Annotated in this window: 18 protein-coding genes; 9 read left to right on the top strand and 9 right to left on the bottom strand. The window is 71.4% G+C overall.

All coding sequences use genetic code 11. The annotated features are described in order from the left end of the window. Positions 1–90: 90 nt before the first annotated feature. The 4 genes from ABZX85_RS45010 to ABZX85_RS44995 form a co-directional block, all read right to left on the bottom strand. Positions 91–546, bottom strand: a complete 456-nt coding sequence (locus ABZX85_RS45010; protein WP_355883314.1) for an Lrp/AsnC family transcriptional regulator — start codon at positions 544–546, stop codon at positions 91–93. Between the two features lie 124 nt (positions 547–670). Next, the gene (locus ABZX85_RS45005) at positions 671–1,324 is read right to left on the bottom strand and encodes a UbiX family flavin prenyltransferase (protein ID WP_355883324.1); all 654 of its coding nucleotides are present in this window, start codon (positions 1,322–1,324) and stop codon (positions 671–673) included. 139 nt (positions 1,325–1,463) lie between these two features. After that, positions 1,464–2,366 carry a menaquinone biosynthesis prenyltransferase MqnP gene (mqnP, locus tag ABZX85_RS45000; RefSeq protein WP_355883311.1) on the bottom strand — a complete coding sequence of 301 codons (903 nt, stop codon included), beginning with the start codon at positions 2,364–2,366 and terminating at the stop codon, positions 1,464–1,466. 58 nt (positions 2,367–2,424) lie between these two features. After that, the gene (locus ABZX85_RS44995; protein WP_355883308.1) at positions 2,425–3,876 is read right to left on the bottom strand and encodes a menaquinone biosynthesis decarboxylase; all 1,452 of its coding nucleotides are present in this window, start codon (positions 3,874–3,876) and stop codon (positions 2,425–2,427) included. Positions 3,877–4,065: 189 nt separating this feature from the next. Here ABZX85_RS44995 and ABZX85_RS44990 point away from each other — a divergent pair, with 189 nt between their 5' ends. The 3 genes from ABZX85_RS44990 to ABZX85_RS44980 all read left to right on the top strand — a co-directional run bounded on the left by ABZX85_RS44990 (position 4,066) and on the right by ABZX85_RS44980 (position 7,881). After that, positions 4,066–4,470: a PLDc N-terminal domain-containing protein gene (locus ABZX85_RS44990; protein ID WP_355883305.1), complete on the top strand. Its 405-nt coding sequence runs from the start codon at positions 4,066–4,068 to the stop codon at positions 4,468–4,470. An 82-nt stretch (positions 4,471–4,552) separates the two neighbouring features. After that, positions 4,553–5,161: a DinB family protein gene (locus ABZX85_RS44985; protein ID WP_355883302.1), complete on the top strand. Its 609-nt coding sequence runs from the start codon at positions 4,553–4,555 to the stop codon at positions 5,159–5,161. Between the two features lie 263 nt (positions 5,162–5,424). Further along, the gene (locus ABZX85_RS44980) at positions 5,425–7,881 is read left to right on the top strand and encodes a PQQ-binding-like beta-propeller repeat protein (protein ID WP_355883299.1); all 2,457 of its coding nucleotides are present in this window, start codon (positions 5,425–5,427) and stop codon (positions 7,879–7,881) included. A gap of 18 nt (positions 7,882–7,899) precedes the next feature. On the opposite strand, the gene ABZX85_RS44975 is transcribed toward ABZX85_RS44980, so the two are convergent. Beyond that, positions 7,900–8,832 carry a transglutaminase-like domain-containing protein gene (locus ABZX85_RS44975; RefSeq protein WP_355883296.1) on the bottom strand — a complete coding sequence of 311 codons (933 nt, stop codon included), beginning with the start codon at positions 8,830–8,832 and terminating at the stop codon, positions 7,900–7,902. A 228-nt stretch (positions 8,833–9,060) separates the two neighbouring features. On the opposite strand from ABZX85_RS44975, the gene ABZX85_RS44970 reads away from it, so the two are divergent. Further along, positions 9,061–9,450: a hypothetical protein gene (locus ABZX85_RS44970; RefSeq protein WP_355883294.1), complete on the top strand. Its 390-nt coding sequence runs from the start codon at positions 9,061–9,063 to the stop codon at positions 9,448–9,450. A 168-nt stretch (positions 9,451–9,618) separates the two neighbouring features. Next, positions 9,619–10,047 carry a cupin domain-containing protein gene (locus ABZX85_RS44965; RefSeq protein WP_355883291.1) on the top strand — a complete coding sequence of 143 codons (429 nt, stop codon included), beginning with the start codon at positions 9,619–9,621 and terminating at the stop codon, positions 10,045–10,047. A gap of 34 nt (positions 10,048–10,081) precedes the next feature. Here the strand turns inward: ABZX85_RS44965 and ABZX85_RS44960 are convergent, their stop codons facing one another. Further along, complete coding sequence (locus tag ABZX85_RS44960) at positions 10,082–11,083, bottom strand: 2-oxoglutarate and iron-dependent oxygenase domain-containing protein (protein ID WP_355883288.1); 1,002 nt, start codon at positions 11,081–11,083, stop codon at positions 10,082–10,084. Then, positions 11,076–11,528: a nucleoside deaminase gene (locus ABZX85_RS44955; protein ID WP_355883286.1), complete on the bottom strand. Its 453-nt coding sequence runs from the start codon at positions 11,526–11,528 to the stop codon at positions 11,076–11,078. The genes ABZX85_RS44960 and ABZX85_RS44955 overlap by 8 nt, the downstream gene beginning before the upstream one ends. Before the next feature lie 153 nt (positions 11,529–11,681). Between ABZX85_RS44955 and ABZX85_RS44950 the strand changes: the two genes are divergently transcribed. From ABZX85_RS44950 to ABZX85_RS44935, 4 genes are all read left to right on the top strand, one after another. Beyond that, entirely contained in the window at positions 11,682–12,122 is a 441-nt protein-coding gene (locus ABZX85_RS44950; RefSeq protein ID WP_355883283.1) for a Fur family transcriptional regulator, read from the top strand. 35 nt (positions 12,123–12,157) lie between these two features. Further along, on the top strand, positions 12,158–14,353 hold the full coding sequence (gene katG, locus ABZX85_RS44945) for a catalase/peroxidase HPI (RefSeq protein ID WP_355883280.1): 2,196 nt from the start codon (positions 12,158–12,160) through the stop codon (positions 14,351–14,353). A gap of 171 nt (positions 14,354–14,524) precedes the next feature. Further along, a complete protein-coding gene (locus ABZX85_RS44940; protein WP_355883277.1) occupies positions 14,525–16,567 on the top strand; it encodes a hypothetical protein in 2,043 nt (680 codons plus the stop codon). Then, the gene (locus ABZX85_RS44935) at positions 16,567–18,099 is read left to right on the top strand and encodes a hypothetical protein (protein WP_355883274.1); all 1,533 of its coding nucleotides are present in this window, start codon (positions 16,567–16,569) and stop codon (positions 18,097–18,099) included. The genes ABZX85_RS44940 and ABZX85_RS44935 overlap by 1 nt, the downstream gene beginning before the upstream one ends. 16 nt (positions 18,100–18,115) lie before the next feature. Here ABZX85_RS44935 and ABZX85_RS44930 read toward each other — a convergent pair whose 3' ends face one another. Both ABZX85_RS44930 and ABZX85_RS44925 read right to left on the bottom strand, forming a co-directional pair. After that, positions 18,116–19,060, bottom strand: coding sequence for a CU044_5270 family protein (locus ABZX85_RS44930; protein ID WP_355883272.1), 945 nt, complete (start codon positions 19,058–19,060; stop codon positions 18,116–18,118). Next, complete coding sequence (locus ABZX85_RS44925) at positions 19,057–19,662, bottom strand: RNA polymerase sigma factor (RefSeq protein WP_355883269.1); 606 nt, start codon at positions 19,660–19,662, stop codon at positions 19,057–19,059. The genes ABZX85_RS44930 and ABZX85_RS44925 overlap by 4 nt, the downstream gene beginning before the upstream one ends. Between the last annotated feature and the right edge of the window lie 52 nt (positions 19,663–19,714).

Here is a 19,714-nt window from a genome sequence, read left to right as displayed (position 1 = left end):
CGACCCGCTACGAGAAGACCGCCGAGTCCTACCAGGCCGCCGTCACCCTTGCCTCACTCCTGATGTGGGCGTGACCTTTGAAGACAACTCCTAGACCTCCTCGGGGAGGTCCCCCACCCGGTTCTCCCACTTCGTGGAGAGGACGATGGTCGTACGGGTACGGGAGACGCCCTTCGTCCCCGAGAGGCGCCGGATGATGCGCTCCAGGCCGTCGACGTCGCCCGCGCGGACCTTGAGCATGAACGAGTCGTCGCCGGCGATGAACCAGCAGTCCTCGATCTCGCCGAAGTCCTTGAGCCGGCGGGCGACGTCCTCGTGGTCGGCGGCGTCGGAGAGGGAGATGCCGATGAGGGCGGTGACGCCGAGGCCGAGGGAGGCGGCGTCGACCGTCGCCCGGTAGCCGGTGATGACGCCGGCCGCCTCCAGCCGGTTGATGCGGTCGGTGACGCTGGGTCCCGACAGGCCGACGAGGCGTCCCAGCTCCGCGTAGGAGGCCCGGCCGTTCTCTCTCAGGGCCTGGATGAGCTGCCTGTCCACCGCGTCCATGCGATTAGCGCCTTCCGATGAGAGATCCCTCCGCGCGCGAAGGGATCTGCGAGGTTCCTGAAATGTGCCGGCGCGGAGACTCCCCCAAGAATCTCCGGCGCCGCCTGGTACGTGCGGGGGGCGCTCAGTCGGCGCGTGCGCCCCCGGCGCCGAGTTCGCCCTTCCAGCGCCGGTAGAGGCCGTGGGGCACGCCCGCCGAGTCCAGTACCCGGCCGGCGACGAAGTCGACCAGGTCCTGGATGTGGGTGGCGCCGGCGTAGAAGGCGGGCGAGGTGGGGACCACGCTCGCGCCGGCGTCGTCCAGGGTGACGAGGTGGCGCAGGGTCTGGCCGTTCAGCGGGGTCTCCCTGACCGCGACGACCAGGGGCCGGCGCTCCTTGAGGACGACGCTCGCGGCCCGCTGGAGGAGGTCCTTGGAGAGACCGAGGGCGACTCCCGCGACGCAGGCCGTGGAGGCGGGCACGATGATCATCCCTCTGGAGGGGTACGACCCCGAGGACGGGCCCGCGGCGAGGTCGCCGGCGGCCCAGTACCGTACGCCGCTCAGCTCGACCTCGTAGCTCCCGGGTTTGCCGTCCGCCCCCCGCGAGAGCCACTCCCCCAGGTCCTCGCGCCAGTGCCCGTCCCGGAACGAGATCCCCGTCTCGTCCAGCAGGGTGAGCCGCGAGGCCCGGCTGACGACGAGGTCGACACTCTCGCCCGCTGCCAGCAACGCCCGCAGGACAGCGCCGGCGTACGGCGTCCCCGACGCCCCCGACACCCCCACGATCCAAGGCACGCGCTGCGTTTCTCCTGCGTTCACACCCCGAGCGTACCGGCGGGCATGGAGAGCCTCAGGACCGGCCGGGTGCCTTGCGGTCGACGGGTACTACTCCCCTGGTACGGGGTACCGGCGTAACTCGCACGCCGGACCCCGCTCAGACCGTCAGACCCCTCACCAGCAGATCCAGCAGCGCGCAGACGAACAGGGCGATGCCGATGAAGCCGTTGACCGAGAAGAAGGCGCGGTTGAGGCGGGTGAGGTCGTGGGGGCGGACGATGGTGTGTTCGTAGACGAAGGCGCCCGCGACGATCAGCAGGCCGAGCCAGAAGAAGGCGCCGGCGTCGGTGGCCAGGGCGTACCAGACGAACAGGGCGGTCGTGAGGGCGTGGCAGGCGCGGGCCGACCAGATCGCGGCGGGGACGCCGAAGCGGGCCGGGACCGACAGGACGCCGGTCTCGCGGTCCGTGTCGATGTCCTGGCACGCGTAGATGAGGTCGAAGCCGCCGATCCAGATGCCGACCGCGAGGCCGAGGATCACCGCGTCCCAGGACCACTCGCCGGTGATCGCGAGCCAGCCGCCGATCGGGCCCATCGCCTGGGCGAGACCGAGGATGGCCTGCGGGTAGTTCGTGAACCTTTTGCCGTACGGGTATACGACCATCGGGATGACGGCGACCGGCGCGAGCGCCAGGCAGAGCGGGTTCAGGAGAGCCGCCGAGCCGAGGAAGATCACCAGCGCGATCAGCGCGCCCGTCCACGCGTGCCGTACCGACATCGCGCCCGTCACCAGCTCGCGGTGGGCCGTACGCGGGTTACGTGCGTCGATCTCGCGGTCGATGATCCGGTTGACGGCCATCGCGAACGTCCGCAGGCCGACCATGCAGACCGTGACCAGCAGGAGCCGGCCCCAGTGCATGTTCCGGTCGAGCTGGAACATCGCGGTGAGGGCGGCGATGTACGCGAAGGGCAGCGCGAAGACCGAGTGCTCGATCATCACGAGGCGCAGGAAGGCTTTCGTACGCCCCGGCTGGGGGATCGCGGCGGAGGCGCTGCTCACAGCCCGTACCCCGCATCCCTCTCGGGAGCCACCGCCCCGTAGTACCCGCTCGCCACTCTCACAGCCCGTACTCCTTCCAGCGGCGGTCCACCGTCGCCGCCGTCTCCGGGTCCGACAGGACCATCTCCGGCCAGCCGCCGTCGCGGGTGTAGCCCTCCTCGGGCCACTTCTTCGTCGCGTCGATACCGGCCTTGCCGCCCCAGAACTGCTGGTAGGAGGCGTGGTCGAGATGGTCGACGGGGCCTTCCACGATGCTGAGGTCGCGCGCGTAGTCCGTGTTTCCGAGGGCCCGCCAGGCGACTTCGTGCAGGTCGTGGACGTCGCAGTCGGAGTCGACGACGACGATCAGCTTCGTCAGGGACATCATGTGGGCGCCCCAGATCGCGTGCATCACCTTCTGCGCGTGCTTGGGGTACTTCTTGTCGATGGAGACGATCGCGCAGTTGTGGAAGCCGCCGGCCTCGGGCAGGTGGTAGTCCACGATGTCCGGGACGATGATCTTCAGCAGGGGCAGGAAGAACCGCTCCGTGGCCCGGCCCAGCGGTCCGTCCTCGGTGGGGGGCCGCCCCACGACGATGGACTGGAGCAGCGGTCGCTTCCGCATCGTCACGCAGTCGATCGTCAGCGCGGGGAACGGCTCCTGCGGGGTGTAGAACCCGGTGTGGTCCCCGAAGGGCCCCTCGGGGAGCATCTCGCCCGGCTCCAGCCAGCCCTCAAGTACCACCTCCGCGTTGGCGGGGACCTGGAGGGGGACGGTCTTGCAGTCGACCATCTCGATCCGCTTGCCCGCGAGGAACCCGGCGAAGAGGTACTCGTCGATGTCACCCGGCAGGGGGGCGGTGGAGGCGTACGTCACGGCGGGCGGGCAGCCGAAGGCGATCGCGACCGGCAGCTTCTCACCCTTGCGGGCCGCGACCTGGTAGTGGTTGCGGCTGTCCTTGTGGATCTGCCAGTGCATGCCGATGGTGCGCTTGTCGTGGCGCTGGAGGCGGTAGAGCCCGAGGTTGCGTACGCCGCTCTCGGGGTCCTTCGTGTGGGTCAGGCCCAGGTTGAAGAAGGAGCCGCCGTCCTTCGGCCAGGTGAAGAGCGCGGGGAGCTGCTCCAAGTCGACGTCGTCACCCTGGAGTACTACTTCCTGGACCGGCGCCTCCTTGACCTTCCTCGGCGGTACGTGGGTCATCGCGCCGAGTTTCCCGAAGGCTTCCCGTACGCCGATGAAGCCCTGGGGCAGCTCGGGGCGGAGCAGGCCGCCGATCTTCCCGGAGATCTCCCCGTACGACTTGAGGCCGAGGGCCTTGAGGAGGCGGCGGTCGGTTCCGAAGACGTTCATGGCCAGCGGCATCGCCGAGCCCTTGACGTTCTCGAAGAGGAGGGCGGGGCCGCCGGCCTTCTGGACGCGGTCGACGATCTCCCCGACCTCCAGATAGGGGTCTACCTCGGCTTTCACGCGCTTGAGGTCGCCCTCGCGTTCCAGGGCCCTGAGCAGGGAGCGAAGATCGTCGTAAGCCATGCGTCCCAGTATCGCCGAGGCGCCCGGCGGACCCGCGCAGGGGCCCGTCGTACCCGTAGTACCTGCGGTACCGGCCCGTAGTACCTATGGGTGTGCCCGCCCCCTGCGCCGGATTTTCCAAAACCGTTACCCTGGCCCCGTCACCGGGGCCACCGGGTCCCGACGCCGCCTCCTGGGGGAACCCGCCCGATGCTCAGACTGCTGTTGTTCCTGGTTCCGCTGGCGCTGATGATCTTCGCGTTCATCGACTGCCTGAACACGCCCGAGGACGAGGTGCGGCATCTGCCGAAGGTCGCCTGGGTCTTCATCATCCTGCTGTTCCCGCTGGCGGGCTCGATCGCCTGGCTCGTCACGGGCAAGGTGCGCACGGCCGCGGCCGGTGGCCGCTCCCCCTCCGATTGGCAGCGGGGCGAGCGCCGGGCATGGGTGGCGCCCGACGACAACCCCGAGTTCCTGAACTCCCTCAAGGAGGAGAACAAGAAGGACGAGGCGCTGCTCAAGGAGTGGGAGGCCGATCTGCGGCGCCGCGAGGAGGAGTTGCGGGGCAAGGAGGCCAAGGAGGGCGGCGAGGAGCCGAAGAAGGACGGCGACTGAACCCTTCCGGGGCAGCACCGGCGGCGTCGGCGGCGGGCGTCGGCGACGGGCGTTGTCAGTGCCCGGTGGCAGGCTTCGGCCCATGGCAGACACGACTGTTCCGGACCCGAAGGCGGACCTGCTGCGGTACTTGCAGGAGGCCCGCGACTCCCTGCTGTGGAAGCTCGAAGGGCTCTCCGAGTACGACGTACGCCGCCCCCTCACCCCGACCGGCACGAACCTGCTGGGGCTGGTGAAGCACTGCGCCGGCATCGAACTCGGCTATTTCGGCGACACGTTCGGGCGCCCCTACTTCACCTCGGGCCCGCCGTCCTGGTGGTACACCCGCGAGCCCGACGAGAACGCGGACATGTGGGCGACGCCGGACGAGTCCCGTGCGGACGTCGTCGGCCTGTACCGCGCCGCCTGGGCCCACACCGGCGAGACGGTCGCCGAACTCCCCCTCGACGCGGTCGGGTTCGTCCCCTGGTGGCCGCAGGAGCGCCGGGCGACCACCCTGCACCACATCCTGGCCCGCGTCTGCGCCGACACGAACCGGCACGCGGGCCACGCCGACATCGTCCGCGAACTGCTCGACGGCTCGGTCGGATACCTGGCCGACAAGTCCAACCTGGCCGAGGGCGGGGCGAGTTGGTGGGAGGGGTACCGGGACCGGCTGGAGCGGGCGGCGCGCGAGGCGGACGGGGGCTGAGGGCGGCGAAGCGGGCGGGACGCGGGGCGGACATGGGCTGAGGGCATCGGCGCGGGCGGCGCGGGGCGGACATGGGCTGAGGGCGCCGGAGCCCCGCCGGAAGACACCCGGGCACCGCTGCCCGAAAGCCCCCCGCACGGCACGCCCCCACCCCGCCGCCGCCCGGAGACGCTCCCCTCACCCGCCCTCGACCCCCCACCCCCTAGGCTGATGTCCCTGCAACACCCAAGGGACACAAGGATCTTCGGGAAGGGCGACCGTACATGCCGCCGAGCAGCGGGGAATCGGGGTCCGTCGTGTCCATCGGCGGGTACACGCTCGTCGACCGGCTGGGCAGCGGTGGCATGGGAGTCGTCCACCTGGCGCACTCGGCGTCGGGCCGGCAGGTCGCGGTGAAGGTCGTGCACGCGCAGTACGCGACGGACGAGGAGTTCCGGGCCCGTTTCCGCCAGGAGGTCGCGGCGGCCCGCCGGGTCAGCGGCGCGTTCACGGCGCCGGTGGTGGACGCGGACCCGGACGCCGAGGTGCCGTGGATGGCGACGCTGTACGTGCCGGGCCGCACGCTCTCCGAGGTGGTCGCCGACCAAGGACCGCTCGGCGGGCGGGAGTTGAGGGTCCTGGCGCTCGGTCTGACCGAGGCGCTGCGGGACATCCACCGGGCCGGGGTCGTGCACCGGGACCTGAAGCCGAGCAACGTCCTGATGGCCGAGGACGGCCCGCGTGTCATCGACTTCGGCATCTCCCGCGCCGCCGACAACCAGACGCTGACCATCACCGGCCGCCTGATGGGCACCCCGCCCTTCATGTCCCCCGAGCAGTTCACCTCCCCCCGGGACGTGACCGCCGCCTCGGACGTCTTCTCGCTGGCCTCGCTGCTGGTGTACGCGGCGACGGGGACGCGCCCGTTCGACGGCGAGAGCCCGTATCTGACGGTATATCAAGTCATGCACGAGGAACCGTCGTTGGACGGCGTGACCGAACCGCTGCGGAGCATCGTCGAACGCTGTCTGGCGAAGGACCCGGCGGACCGGCCCCAACTCACGGAACTCCAGCGGCTGTTCAAGACCCTCCCGGACACCCGGCCGCCCGCCCCCGCCCCGCTGCCGGGCGACCCGACCGAGCCGGAGGGGATCGCGTACGACGCCGTCACGCACGCGGTCGGGACGGACCGGCGGCGCCGGTTCGCGCTCCCGATGCGGCGGCGCAGACCGGCCCCGCCCCGCGGCGGCCGGCGCCGTCCCGCACGGCGTCTCCTGCTCGCCCTGGCCGTCGGGCTCGTCGGCATGTCGGCCGTGGCGTGGTCCCTGTACGCGGACAACTCCGGCTCCTCCGGATCGGCCGACGTCGTCGACACCCCCCAACTGACCCTGCCCGAGGGCTGGTTGCCCTGGCGCGCGGACCTCACCCGGGCGGTGACCGTCGCCGACCAGAACCGGATGTCCACACTCGACCGGCACGGCTGCGTCGCCGACAAGACGGCCGTGTACTGCACCGGCACCGGTTTCACGGTCGCCGGGCTGGACGCCGCGACGGGGCACGTGAAGTGGCGGTTCGGCATATCCCCGCAGGCCGCACGACCGATCGGGGTGCGGGACGGGCTCGTGTACGTCTACGAGAACCCGGACGCGGAGAGCTCGGACTCCGAGAGCCCGGGCACCGCGGACTCGGATACGGCGGACTCGGGCACCGGTACGGAGTCCGGGACGGACACCTCGGAGTGGCAGGTGACCGCGCTGGACGCCGCGACGGGCGAGCGGCGCTGGTCGCGGTCCGCCGACGCGACCGAGCAGGCGGTCCTGTTCGACGGCGGACTCCTCGCGCTGTCGGTCGATCACCGTCAGCTGATCGGGATCGACGCGAAGACGGGCAAGGACCTGTGGCGGGTGTCCACGAAGACGTCGACGTCGGGGACCCGGTGCACCCCGCTGGTACTAGGGGACGCCTCCTACGGGCTCTGCCGGGACCCGGACGATCCCGCCAAGGGCCGGTGGAGCCTGCTGCGGCTCGGCGAGGAGGACTCGGAGGAGCTCACCACGCTGCCCGCCGGGGTCGTACCCCTGGGGGTCCTGGAGGGCAAGCCCCTGTTCGCGGAGCCGGAGAACCCTGAGCCGCAGTCGCTCGCCGGTCTCGACGAGCCGTACACGGCGGTCCTGCGGGTCGACCCGGCGAGCGGGACCGTCACGCGCACGGCCCTCGACGAGACCGTGCGCGGTACGGCGACGCTCATCGACACGACCGTGTACTTCGTCCGCCCGGACGGCACCGCGACGGCGTTCACCGCGGCCGACGGAACGCTGGAGTGGCAGTCGGACACGCAGGTGGAGAACCTGTCGAAGCCGGTCTGGCTGGAGACGTACGGCAACCTCATCCTCGTCAACCGGTACGGCCGGCTGCTCTCCCTCGACCGTGCGACGGGGTCCGTGGCGTGGACGACGGACAAGCTCCAGGACCCGGCGGGGGCGCCGGAGAACGTCGTACCGAATCTGGTGCTGGTCGGGGACGCGATCATCGCGGTCGCCGGGGACACGGCGTTCTCGGTCAGCCCCGACAGCCCCGACCTCGCGGCCGACGTGAGCCCCGAGCCGGTCCCCGAGGACACGGGCTCCGCCTCGGCCACGTACGACCCCGAGGCCACCCCAGGGTCCGGGAACGACGAGCCGACGGTCGCCCCGGAACCCTCTCCCGCGGGGTCCGGGACGTACGACGAGCTGGCGAGCTGAGGTACTAGGTCGTGTGGCCTAGCTCCTGAGGGTGACGAGGCTCGGGCCGTTGTAGGGGGCCAGGCACAGGACCGTGTCCGGGGTGCGCAGGGTGTCGTCCTCGGTGAAGAGGGCGCGGGCCTCGGCGTACGGGATCTCGTCGGCGGAGATGACGGCGGCGGCACGGTCGTACAGCGCGCGGGCCTCGGCGTCGAGGGTCTGGTCCTGGCGGGCGGCGTCCTGGTGGCCGGTGCCGGTGTGGTCCGCGCCCCAGACGTCCCACAAGAGGGTCTCGACCTTGTTCAGGGCGGCGAGGTCGAGACGGACGTTGCCGGCGACGAAGCGTTCGCCCCAGAGGGGGCCCTCGTCCGGGGTGTGGAGGCCGAACTCCCGGTGGTCGGCGCCCTGTTCGCGGATCATGCGCCACGCCTGGGCGGCGGTGCGGAAGCGGGTGCGGGGGACGTCCGTCGGGTCGAAGGCGGCGTTCCAGTGGCGGGTGATCTCGGGGTCGGTGAGCTGGGCGTCGGCCAGCCGCCAGGCGCTGCGGGAGGCGTCCCAGTACTCGGTGACCACGTGGTCGCCGTGGAAGCCGTCGGTGGCGAAGTAGTCGGCGAAGCCGGAGCGGATACGGGCGGGGGTGCCGGTGTGGCGCAGGAGGGAGCAGTGCAGGAGGGCGAAGTCCCGGCAGACGCCGACGAATCGGGTGGCCGGCGGGCGGGGTTCGCTCAGGGGGGATTCCGAGCGGGCGGCGAGGATTTCCAGGATGCCGTCCACGTAACGGGTTTCGGCGTCGTCGTGGAGGCGGGTTTCGGGGATTTCGTAGGAGAACAGGGGGCCTTCGCCGCGATGGATGAGCAAGTCCCTGACGAGGCGCGCGAGTCGGGCGGGGTCCCGGGGCAGGCCCTCGTACAGATGGGCCAGTTCACCGGGGGTGCTGTACGGACTGTGGGTGGTGTAGTCGGCGAGAGACATGCGGGAACTCCAAATCTCGGGCGGCAGGAGGGAATTGCGCGGCGGGGTGGAATGGGGGCGGGTATCGCCCTCTCGGCCGGCGCGTTCCACCGTGTCAAAATTCGCCGGTAATTGTCCAGAGCGGAAAGCTTTCTTTCGTCCGGCGAGCAAATCTCGAACTTCCCGCGGCCCGGGGGGAATTCGGGCGTACGGTCCGAGGCGACGGGCAGGGCGAGCGGGAGGGCGGCCATGGGGCTGGATCTGAGCAGCGCTTGGGACGACGAGGACTGGAGCGTCGAGGAGGAGTCGGACTCCGTACGGCTCATGAAGATCCTCCCCGACATCTCCCGCATCACCCTGGAACTCCTGCGCCACACCGTCGGGCTGTTCCCCGAGGAACGCGTCGCGGCCCGCGCCGCCCGCGCCGTCGACCTGGTCCTCAAGGAGTACGGGACGGACGGCCTGCGCCTCCTCTCCGTCAACCTCTCGACCCTCGCGACGGTCCACATCGAGCACAACGCGGTCCTCACCCGCCGCCCCCTCCTGTCCCTCCTCGACGACCTGGAGGAACTCCGGCAGGACGAACCCGGGCAGCCGGAACGCCCCGGGGACCCACCGGGCCGGGGCGAGGGCGCCTGAGCCCGCACCGCCCCGCCGAGCCCGCACCACCCCGCCGAGCCCACGTCACCCCACCGAGCCCGCACAACCCCGAGCCCGCAGCACCCCGACCCCGCGTCACCCCGCGTACACGCCGTTCACCCGTTCGCCCGCTGTCCAAACCCGCCCCGACAGGGTCGACTGACCGGTATGAGCGAGATGTGCGTCGTCGTCAGAGGCGGCGGTTACGAAGGCAAGCAGGGCGGCAGTTTCGCGGCGGGCGTGTCCGCGCAGTCGGCCGGTGCGCGCGGGCTGTGTCTGCACCGCCTGGTGCTGCCGCCCGGGACCCGCGGGGTACCGCACGTGCACGCCGGGCACGAGTCGGCGATCTTCATCGTGTCCGGAGAGGTGGAGGTCTGGCACGGCCCCGACCTGACGGAACAGGTCTTCCTCGGCGCGGGCGACTACATCTACGTCCCGCCGGACACCCCCCACCTCCCCGTCAACCGCGGCCCCGCCGACCTGGTCGTCCTCGTCGCCCGCACCGACCCCGACGAGCAGGAGGGCGTCGAACTCATGGACCTGCCCCCGCACTTGGCGGCGACCGTGGGCCCGGTCCCGGTGGCCGCGCGCGGCTGAGCCGACACCCCGGCCAAGTCCCGTACGAACCCGCTCACTTCACCGTGATCGAGTCCAGCTTCCCCCTCAAGTACACGTGGGAGTCGACGGGTTCGTACGCCACCCGCCCCACCGGCGCCGGCACCGACTCCACCCGCGTACCCGGGGTGCACTCGCCGAAGTAGACGAGGGACATCAGCTCCTCGGCGGGGACGTCGGCCGGCGGCGGGAGGACCCGGTGGCGGCCGGAGCGCCACCGGTCGCCGGTCCAACGGGCCATCAGGTCACCGATGTTGACAGTCAGCGCGGCGGGGTCGTACGGCGCGTCCGTCCAGCCGTCGGTGTCCGTCCAGATCTGGAGGCCGCCCTTGCCGGCCTGCCGGTCGAGGATCGTCACCGTGCCGAAGTCGGTGTGCGGGCCGATCCGGAACTGGCCGGGCCGGGGGGTGCCGACGACCTCGGTGCCGGGGTACCAGTTGATGTTGAAGCCGTAGGTCGGGTGGGCCATGTGGCGGCTGAAGAAGTCGGGTTCGAGGCCCAGCGCCTCGCCCAGCAGCGACAGCAGCTCCTTCTCCAGCGCCGCCATCCGGCCGAGGTACTCCTCGCCCGCCGTCCGGAGTTCCGGCACCTCCCGGGGCCAGACGTTCGGCGCGCACCACTCGGCGTCGACGGCGGGGTCGTCGTAGGGCAGGTCGTTGGCGAACGTCAGCGACTCCTTGAGGTCGGGCGGGGTCTCGGTGCCCTCGGAGTAGCCGTTGGCCTCGGCGCCCTGCGCGAGCCAGCCGCGTCCGCCGACGCGTGCGGCGTACGGCTCCTTGGCCGCTGTCGGGAGCAGGAAGAACTCCCGCGCCGCCGCTCGCACCCGGGCGCGCAGTCCGGGGTCCACCCCGTGCCCGGTGACCAGGAGGAACCCGGCGCTCTGGAGCGCCTCGTCGACCGTACGGGCGATCTCCCGGCGGGTCTCGGGGCCGCCCTGCGTCCAGGGGCGGAGATCGATCGTGGGGACGAGGGGGGCCTCACCGCAGGTCTCACCGAAAGTACTAGGGGTACTACTCACCGATGTCCTCGTTCCACAGGGCCGGGTTCTTCGCGATGAAGTCGGTCATGAGAGCCACGCACTCCGCGTCGTCGAGCAGCACGATCTCGACCCCGTTCGCCGCCAGCCAGTCGTGGCCGCCGGAGAACGTCACCGCCTCCCCGACGACGACGCGCGAGATCCCGAACTGTCTCACCAGTCCGGAGCAGTACCAGCAGGGCGAGAGGGTGGTGACCATGGTCGTCCCCGTGTACGACCGCTGCCGTCCGGCGGCGCGGAAGGCGGCGGTCTCCGCGTGCGTCGAGGGGTCGTCGTCCTGGACGCGCCGGTTGCGGCCCCGGCCGAGGAGGGTGCCGTCGGGGCCGTAGAGCGCGGCGCCGATGGGGATGCCGCCCTCCCGCAGCCCGGTCCGGGCCTCCTCCAGCGCGGTGGCGAGCCAGGTGCGCGCGTGCGCCGTCCGATCCATGTGTCCACTCTCCGGCGGCCGGATTCCGGGGGCGACGCCCCGAAAGGGGTAAACCTCAGGTATCCCCTCCCGTAACACCCTCCACACCCCCTCACCAAAGTTGTACGTGTCCTTTTCTTGAATCGTTCGCCTTTATGGGGTTAGGTTGGCGTCATGACCGCATCCGGAACCCCCACCCCCGCCGAGGAGCTGCGTGGCGCCGGCCTGCGGGTGACGGCCGCCCGGGTCGCGCTGCTGGACACCGTCCGCGCCGGCGACCACCTGGGCGTCGACGCGATCGCCACCGGAGTGCGCGAGCGCGTGGGTCATGTCTCCGTCCAGGCGGTGTACGAGGCGCTGCACGCGCTCACCGCCGCCGGACTCATCAGACGTATCGAGCCGGCCGGCAGCCCCGCCCGGTTCGAGGGCCGCGTCGGCGACAACCACCACCACCTCATATGCAGGACGTGCGGGACCGTCGTCGACGTGGACTGCGCGGTGGGCCACGCCCCCTGCCTGACCGCCGCCGACGACCACGGCTTCACGATCGACGAGGCCGAGGTCGTCTACTGGGGCCTGTGCCCCGCCTGTTCCGCCTCCTCCAGCGCTGCCTGAGCGCGGACCGTCGCTCAGACTCGAAAGGAACCCCCATGTCCGAGAACGCCGAAGAAGCAAAGTGCCCGGTGGCGCACGGCGGTCGCGCCTCGCACCCGACCCAGGGCGGCGGCAACCGCCAGTGGTGGCCGGAGCGGCTCAACCTGAAGATCCTGGCCAAGAACCCGGCCGTGGCGAACCCGCTCGGTGAGGAGTTCGACTACGCCGAGGCGTTCAACGCGCTGGACCTGCCCGCCGTGAAGCAGGACATCGAGGCCGTCCTGACGGACTCGAAGGACTGGTGGCCGGCGGACTTCGGGCACTACGGCCCGTTCATGATCCGGATGGCCTGGCACTCCGCGGGCACCTACCGCATCAGCGACGGCCGCGGCGGCGCCGGCGCCGGCCAGCAGCGCTTCGCGCCGCTCAACTCCTGGCCGGACAACGTCAACCTGGACAAGGCCCGCCGCCTGCTGTGGCCGGTGAAGAAGAAGTACGGCCAGTCCCTGTCCTGGGCCGACCTGATGATCCTCGCCGGGAACGTCGCGCTGGAGTCCATGGGCTTCACGACGTTCGGCTTCTCCGGTGGCCGCGAGGACGTCTGGGAGTCGGAGGAGGACGTCTACTGGGGTCCCGAGACGACGTGGCTCGACGACCAGCGCTACACGGGCGACCGTGAGCTCGAACAGCCCCTGGGCGCCGTACAGATGGGCCTCATCTACGTCAACCCTGAGGGCCCCAACGGCAATCCGGACCCGCTGGCCTCCGCGCGCGACATCCGCGAGACGTTCCGCCGCATGGCGATGAACGACGAGGAGACCGTCGCCCTCATCGCCGGTGGCCACACCTTCGGCAAGACCCACGGCGCGGCCCCCGACGGGCCGAACGTCGGCGAGTCCCCCGAGGGCGCGTCGATGGAGGAGCAGGGTCTCGGCTGGCGGAACAGCTACGGCACCGGCCACGGCGCGGACACCATCTCCTCGGGCCTGGAGGTCACTTGGACCTCGACGCCCACCAAGTGGTCGAACAACTTCTTCTGGAACCTGTTCAGCTTCGAGTGGGAGCTGACCGAGTCCCCGGCCGGCGCCAAGCAGTGGAAGCCGAAGGGCGGCGCGGGCGAGGGCACGGTCCCCTCGGCGCACGACCCGAACAAGAAGATCGCGCCGAACATGCTGACGTCGGACCTGGCGCTGCGCTTCGACCCGGTCTACGAGCCGATCTCCCGCCGCTTCCTGGAGAACCCGGACCAGTTCGCGGACGCGTTCGCCCGCGCCTGGTACAAGCTGACGCACCGTGACCTCGGCCCGAAGTCCCTCCACCTGGGCCCGGAGGTCCCCGCCGAGACGCTGATCTGGCAGGACCCGCTGCCGGCCGCCGAGGGCGAGGCGATCGACGCCGCCGACGTCACCGCGCTCAAGGCGAAGATCCTCGCCTCGGACCTGACGGTCGCTCAGCTCGCCTCCGTGGCCTGGGCGTCGGCGTCCACGTTCCGCGGCAGCGACAAGCGCGGCGGTGCCAACGGCGCCCGTATCCGCCTGGAGCCGCAGCGCAGCTGGGAGGCGAACGAGCCCGAGCAGCTCGCCCAGGTGCTGCGTGTCCTGGAGGGCGTGAAGGCCGACTTCGACGCGCAGGGCGCGAAGAAGGTCTCGATCGCGGACCTCATCGTCCTCGGCGGCGCCGCCGCGGTGGAGAAGGCCGCGAAGGACGGCGGGTACGACGTCGAGGTGCCGTTCACCCCGGGCCGCGTGGACGCGGGCGAGGAGCACACGGACACCGAGTCGTTCGCGGCCCTTGAGCCGGTCGCCGACGGTTTCCGCAACTACTACGGCAAGGGCAACCGCCTCCCCGCCGAGTACCTGCTGCTGGACCGCGCGAACCTGCTCACCCTGAGCGCCCCCGAACTGACCGTCCTGGTCGGCGGATTGCGCGCGCTGGGCGTCTCGCACGGCGAGACCAAGGCCGGCGTCCTCACGGACAACGCGGGTGTCCTGTCGAACGACTTCTACGTCAACCTGCTCGACCTGGGCACGTCGTGGAAGGGCACCGACGCCTCCCAGACCGCGTTCGAGGGCAGCGTCGACGGCGCGGTCAAGTGGACCGGCACCCGCGCCGACCTGGTCTTCGGCTCCAACTCCGAGCTGCGCGCCCTCGCCGAGGTGTACGCGAGCGACGACGCGAAGGAGAAGTTCGTCAAGGACTTCGTCGCCGCGTGGGTGAAGGTCGCCGAGCTGGACCGCTTCGACCTGGCGTGAGCCGTCGAGGTGAACAGCCTTTGAGGTGACCAGCCGTTGAGGTGAACCGATCCGGGGTCCGTCCGTTTGGGCGGGCCTCGGGTTTGTTGTACGCCGTTGTCGCCGAAGTCTGTTCCGTACCTCCCTCCCGTCCTTACCCTTGAGTACAGGACCACCGCTCTGGGGGGAGGCGTGGTGCACGGACAACTGCATGGACGGGGCGCCCTGTTCGACGTGGAGCCACCCGGGCTGCTGCCCCGGCTGATCGGACTGCGGCCGTACGAACACCTCGCCGTCAAGTCCGAACACCCCGGCGTCCAGCCCGTGTTGGTGCTGAGCGGCGGCCGGGGGCTCGGCAAGACGGCGGTGCTGGACGAGATCGAGGCGGCCTACACCGAGCACACCCGCAGGGGCGAGCCCCGCAGGCGCACCCCGCTCGCCCGGATCGACTGCGAGGAGCCCCAGTTCGCGGCGCCCCCGCACGAGGAGAGCACCGAGTCCTGGTCCCCGCTCTGGCAGGCCCTCCTGGTCCTCGCCGAGCAGCTCACCGAACCGGTGCGCGCGGCGGGCCAGTTGACGTTCCCGAGGCTCACGGCGGGGCTGGTCGCGGTGCGGGCCGGCGAGTGGGGCGGCGGCTCCGACTCCGAGCGCATCCGGCGCGAGCTGACCCGCATCCTGCTCCTGAACGAACACCGCTCGCGCTTCTCGGCGGCCGGCCGCTGGGCCGCGCGGGTCGCCGCGAAGGTGATCGCCGCCGCGACCGGCCAGGGCCCCTATCTCGCGGCGGCCGTCGAGGCGACGCTGGAGGCCCTGTCGGAGGGCGTCGGCTCGCGCAAGGAGCAGCGCCCGTCGACCTGGTACCGGGCCTATCCGAACGCGGGCGGCAACGCCAAGCGGGGCCTGCTCCTGCTGTCGGGGAACTTCCGGGCGGGCGGCACCTCGCGCGAGCACGCCGAACGCTGGCTGGTGCGCGCCCTGTTGGCCGACCTCGCCGAGGGCTACACCGGCATCGGCTCCCATCTGACCCGCCTCGGCCGCCCGGTCGTCCTCCTCGACAACGCGGGCGATGGGCCGGGGCAGGGGTTCCTGGACGCGGTGCTGCGGGACCGGGCGGAGGGGGCGTCCGATCCGGCGGTGGTGGTCGCGGCCGTCCGCGGGAGGGGGGTGCCGCAGGGGGCCGTACGGCACGAGCTGGTCGAAGTCGCCCACCCGTTACCGCCGTTGCGCAGCGCGCTGCTCGTCCCGCTGCCCCCGCTCTCCCCGGACGACACCCTCCACATCGTCGGCGCGGTCTGCGACGACTTCGCCTACCCGCCCCAACTCCCGCACGCGGTACTCCGGCTGACCGGCGGCAACCCGCTCGGCATCGTCCTCACCGCGACCGCCGCCCGCCAACACCCGCAGGAGTCGCACGCGTTGGAGCGGCTGCTCACCGAGCGCGTCCAGCTCGACGACCAGGAGGACCAGTACCCCGCGTACGGCGAACTCCTGCGCCGCCTCGTCCCGGCGGACCGGCTCGACGAGCTGACGGTCCTCGCGGCGGCCCACGACCACGACTCGGCCGTCGCCCTGGCCGCCGCCCAACTCCCGGACGACTTCGGCTCGTCCGGCGTGCGGACACTGCGCGACCGGCTCACGGCGGAGGGCCTCGCGCGCGAACAGGGGCACTTCGTCGGCGACCGGTTCGTCCGCACGCTCCTGCTGCTGAGGCTGCACCACCGCACCAAGTGGCGTGACGTCCATGAGGAGTTGATCCGGCACTACACGGACCGCACGGACGGCCGGGCCGTCTACCGGCTCCACCACGAACTGGCTCTCGGCGACACGGGCGGCGCGGTCGCCGAACTCCGGGACACCTTCCACTCGTCGCCGGTCGGCGAGTGGCTGGACACGCTGCGGTTCGTCGCCTCGGCGCCCTGCTTCGGCCCCGAGGACCGGGACCGGCGCGCGGCGGTCGCGCTGGGCCGCCGGGACACGGCGGACCGGCTCCCGCCGGAGAACACCGCGCTGCACCTGCGGGTGCGGCGGCTGCTGCACGCGGTCTGGCAGGTGAGCGATCCGCTGGTGCTGCCCGACCCGCGCGTCTGCGACCGGCTCAGGTTCGAGCTGGAACAACTCTCCGACCTGCGCCCGGACGGGGGCGCGCTGCTCTTCGCGGCGTCCCGGGCGTGGCCCTCGGACGCGCTGGCCGGGCGGCCGTTGAGCCTCCCGAACGACGACGAGGGGGACGTCTGATGCCGAGATGGCTGCGCGAGCTGTGGGAGATACGGCTCTACCGGTACGTCACGATCCTGGTGTCCGCCGCGCTGGTGGCCGGGGTCGTGGTCGGCACCCGGGTGCTGCTGCGGGAGGACCGCTCCTGCGCGCCGGGGATCGCCCGGCCCGCGGGCAGTGACGAGTGCGTCGGGGTGACGGCGTCGTCGTACGACTTCGGGAAGCCCGAACTCCGGGACGCCATCAGGGCGATCGCCCGGGAGAACGAGTCCCTGAAGGAGGGGTCGTACGTCACCGTCGCGCTGATGCTGCCGTTCTCCGCGACCGCGCCGTCCACCCTGCGGGACGTCCAACACGAGTTGCAGGGCGCCTACTTGGCGCAGTGGCAGGCCAACCACGAGGCCAACGGGCAGACTCCGGCGATCCGGCTCGTGCTGGCAAACCCCGGTGCCACCAGCGGGCATTGGGAGCTGATGGTGGACCGGCTGGCGGCGATGACGGAGTCGAAGGACCGGCTGCGGGCGGTCACCGGGGTCGGGACGAGCACCGAGGCGAACAAGAAGGCAGTCGCCGAGCTGACCCGGCGCGGCATCCCCGTCGTCGGCGCGTCCATCACCGCCGACGATCTCGCCAACGGGCAGGGCGGCCGGGACCCCTTCCCCGGGCTCGCCCGGGTCTCCCCCACCAACACGGACGAGGCCCGCGCGCTCGCCTCGTTCGCGAAGGTCGGCGCGGGCAAGGCGCTCCTCGTGTACGACAAGCCGGGCGACCCCTACACGCGGACCCTCCAGGACTCGTTCGCCGCGCTGATCAAGGGTTCCCCGTACGAGCCGCAGCCGTTCACGCCGCCCGCCGACCGGAGCCAGGAGGGGACCACCGCGAACACCTTCCGGCAGATCACCCACCTCGTCTGCGACACGGCGCCGGGCACGGACACGATCCTGTTCGCCGGGCGGCACATCCAACTCCGGCAGTTCATCAACGCGTTGGGCGCGCGAGGCTGCCAGGACCGGAAGTTCACGGTACTGACCGGGGACGAGGGGTCCTATCTGGAGGGCGACAAGGGGCTCGACCGCACAGCCCTCACCCGCAACCTCTCCGTCCGCTACTCGGCGCTGGCCCACCCCGACACCTGGGCCTCGACTCCCCCGGGGACGCCGGGCGGTTCGGCCGCCGACATGAAGAACCTCAACGACCTGATCGCCCGCGCGGCGCGGGAGCCCGTCGGGCCGATCGGCGAAGTCGCCCTCCAGGACGGCCAGTTGATCATCGGCTACGACGCGATGACGCTGGCCGTCAAGGGCGTCCGCGAGGCCACCCCCGAGGGGGGCGCGCTCCCGCCGCTGTCGGACGTCGGCCTCCAATGGCCCCAGGTGAAAGGCTCGTTGCGGGTCGACGGCGCCAGCGGCTGGATCTGCCTCGACGCGCACGGCAACCCGTACGACAAGGCCGTACCGATCGTGGAGCTGACCGCCGAGGGCGGCAACCGCTTCGTCCGCGTCGCCTGGCCGGAGGGGAAGCCTCCGGCCAGGGAGTGCCTGCCGCCGTCCTAGGGTCCTAGGGGGCGCGTCAGGGGCGCTGTCCGGGCTTGTCGACGATCGCGCGTTCCAGGATGGCGCTGGTGGCCTGGACGGACCCGGCCTTGATGATCCCGTCGCACACCTCGCCCGGGTTGGTCCTGGAGTCCTTGAGGACGACGTCCCGCTCCCCGAGGAGCTTCCAGGTCTTCGGATCGAAGATCATCTCCTGGCGGGAGGCGCCGTGCGCGTCGCTGTGGACGAACCCGACGGCGGTGCCGTGGCGTCCGACGGCGTCCACCGAGTCGTTCACCAGGACGACGCCGGGGATCTTCGCCATGGCGCGGTAGAGCGCGGCGGAGGTCTTCGGGGGCATCACGGACTCGATGAGGAGCTGTACGGCCAGGTCGAAGGCGAGGTCGGCGTCGGGGCGGCCCTCTCCTTCCTTGTGCTTGTAGAGCCAGGCCAGCATCTTGTCGGGGTCGGTCGGGAGCTTCCTCAGGTTGTCGTAGTTCTGGTCGGTCGGCTCCGGGTCTGAGTCCCCCTCGATGGGGAGCCTGCCCAACTCGGTGCTGATCAGGAGCCCTTCGCTCGCGCCGTCGACGGACTTCCACAACTCCCTGGTCTGGAGAGGGCCCGCGGTCACCGGCGTGCAGGCGTGCGAGGTGATCCCGTACGCGCTCTTGCTCCTGACGTACGTGAACTGGTCGCCGTCCACCCGGAGTTCGCTGTGCTCGGCGGCGAGCGCGGCGTCCTCCAGGAGCTGGACCACGCCGGGTGAGGCGTTCGCGACGGGCGGGACGAAGGGGTCGTCCGGGGTGGGCGGCAGGGCGACGGTGACGGCGGCTGCCGCGGCGACGGCGCCGGCCAGCAGTACGGGGCGCAGCCGCTTCCGGGACGGGGCCGTTGCCGGGGTCCGCCGGGTCTCGGTCATCAGATGCTCCTTGAGGAGTAGGTGACGGCCCGGTGGAAGGTCTCTCTCGGGAAGCTGTGTCATCGGTTTCCCTCCCTCAGGGGCCTGACCGCGGGTGTGCGGTCACCTTTCATCTGTCCTGCGGTATGCGGGGGTTCCATATGTTTCGCGAGTTTCTTGCGGGCCCGGGAGAGGCGGGAGCGGACGGTCCCGACGGGGACGCCGAGCGCCTCCGCCGCCGTCCCGTAGTCGAGGCCGGACCACACGCACAGGGCCAGCACCTCCCGCTCCGGACGCCGCAGCCGCCGTAACGCCTCCTGGACGAGCGCGAGCTGGGCGGCGTCGTCGAGGCGGCCCGCGATCTCGTCGGCGAAGTCCCCTACGGGTTCGCCCGGAGGGAGCCGGGACATCGCGGCGGCATGGCGGCGGGCGGTCCTACGGGTATTACGGGTCACGTTGGTCGCGATGCCGAGGAGCCAGGGGCGCAGCGAGCCGCCGTCCTCGTCCAGTGACACCCGTAGCCGCCACGCCTCCAGGAAGGTCAGCGAGACGATGTCCTCGGCGCTCGACCAGTCCCCGGTCAGCCGGTACGCGTGGTTGTAGACGGAGCGCGCGCAGGCGTCGAAGAGATCGCCGAACGCGTCGTGGTCCCCCGCACGGATGCGTCTTCGCAGATTCGTGTCCACGCCCTCTGACTGTCCGTACGACAAAGGCCGGTTCCCGTGACCTGAGTCACAG

The sequence above is a fragment of the Streptomyces sp. NPDC004539 genome (assembly GCF_040610055.1).
In the GTDB taxonomy this organism is placed as follows: domain Bacteria; phylum Actinomycetota; class Actinomycetes; order Streptomycetales; family Streptomycetaceae; genus Streptomyces.
The sequence above is the reverse complement of the archived record's forward strand: the minus strand, read 5'-3'. Positions and strand labels throughout refer to the sequence as shown.

What these genes read in the sequence shown, in the direction of transcription:
- ABZX85_RS44970 (WP_355883294.1), top strand. Translation starts at nt 9,061, where the DNA reads ATGGGGCTGGATCTGAGCAGCGCTTGGGACGACGAGGACTGGAGCGTC.
- ABZX85_RS44975 (WP_355883296.1), bottom strand. Translation starts at nt 8,832, where the DNA reads ATGTCTCTCGCCGACTACACCACCCACAGTCCGTACAGCACCCCCGGT.
- ABZX85_RS44950 (WP_355883283.1), top strand. Translation starts at nt 11,682, where the DNA reads ATGACCGCATCCGGAACCCCCACCCCCGCCGAGGAGCTGCGTGGCGCC.
- ABZX85_RS44965 (WP_355883291.1), top strand. Translation starts at nt 9,619, where the DNA reads ATGAGCGAGATGTGCGTCGTCGTCAGAGGCGGCGGTTACGAAGGCAAG.
- ABZX85_RS44930 (WP_355883272.1), bottom strand. Translation starts at nt 19,060, where the DNA reads ATGACACAGCTTCCCGAGAGAGACCTTCCACCGGGCCGTCACCTACTC.
- katG (WP_355883280.1), top strand. Translation starts at nt 12,158, where the DNA reads ATGTCCGAGAACGCCGAAGAAGCAAAGTGCCCGGTGGCGCACGGCGGT.
- ABZX85_RS44985 (WP_355883302.1), top strand. Translation starts at nt 4,553, where the DNA reads ATGGCAGACACGACTGTTCCGGACCCGAAGGCGGACCTGCTGCGGTAC.
- ABZX85_RS45010 (WP_355883314.1), bottom strand. Translation starts at nt 546, where the DNA reads ATGGACGCGGTGGACAGGCAGCTCATCCAGGCCCTGAGAGAGAACGGC.
- ABZX85_RS44955 (WP_355883286.1), bottom strand. Translation starts at nt 11,528, where the DNA reads ATGGATCGGACGGCGCACGCGCGCACCTGGCTCGCCACCGCGCTGGAG.
- ABZX85_RS44980 (WP_355883299.1), top strand. Translation starts at nt 5,425, where the DNA reads ATGCCGCCGAGCAGCGGGGAATCGGGGTCCGTCGTGTCCATCGGCGGG.
- ABZX85_RS44995 (WP_355883308.1), bottom strand. Translation starts at nt 3,876, where the DNA reads ATGGCTTACGACGATCTTCGCTCCCTGCTCAGGGCCCTGGAACGCGAG.
- ABZX85_RS44990 (WP_355883305.1), top strand. Translation starts at nt 4,066, where the DNA reads ATGCTCAGACTGCTGTTGTTCCTGGTTCCGCTGGCGCTGATGATCTTC.
- ABZX85_RS44935 (WP_355883274.1), top strand. Translation starts at nt 16,567, where the DNA reads ATGCCGAGATGGCTGCGCGAGCTGTGGGAGATACGGCTCTACCGGTAC.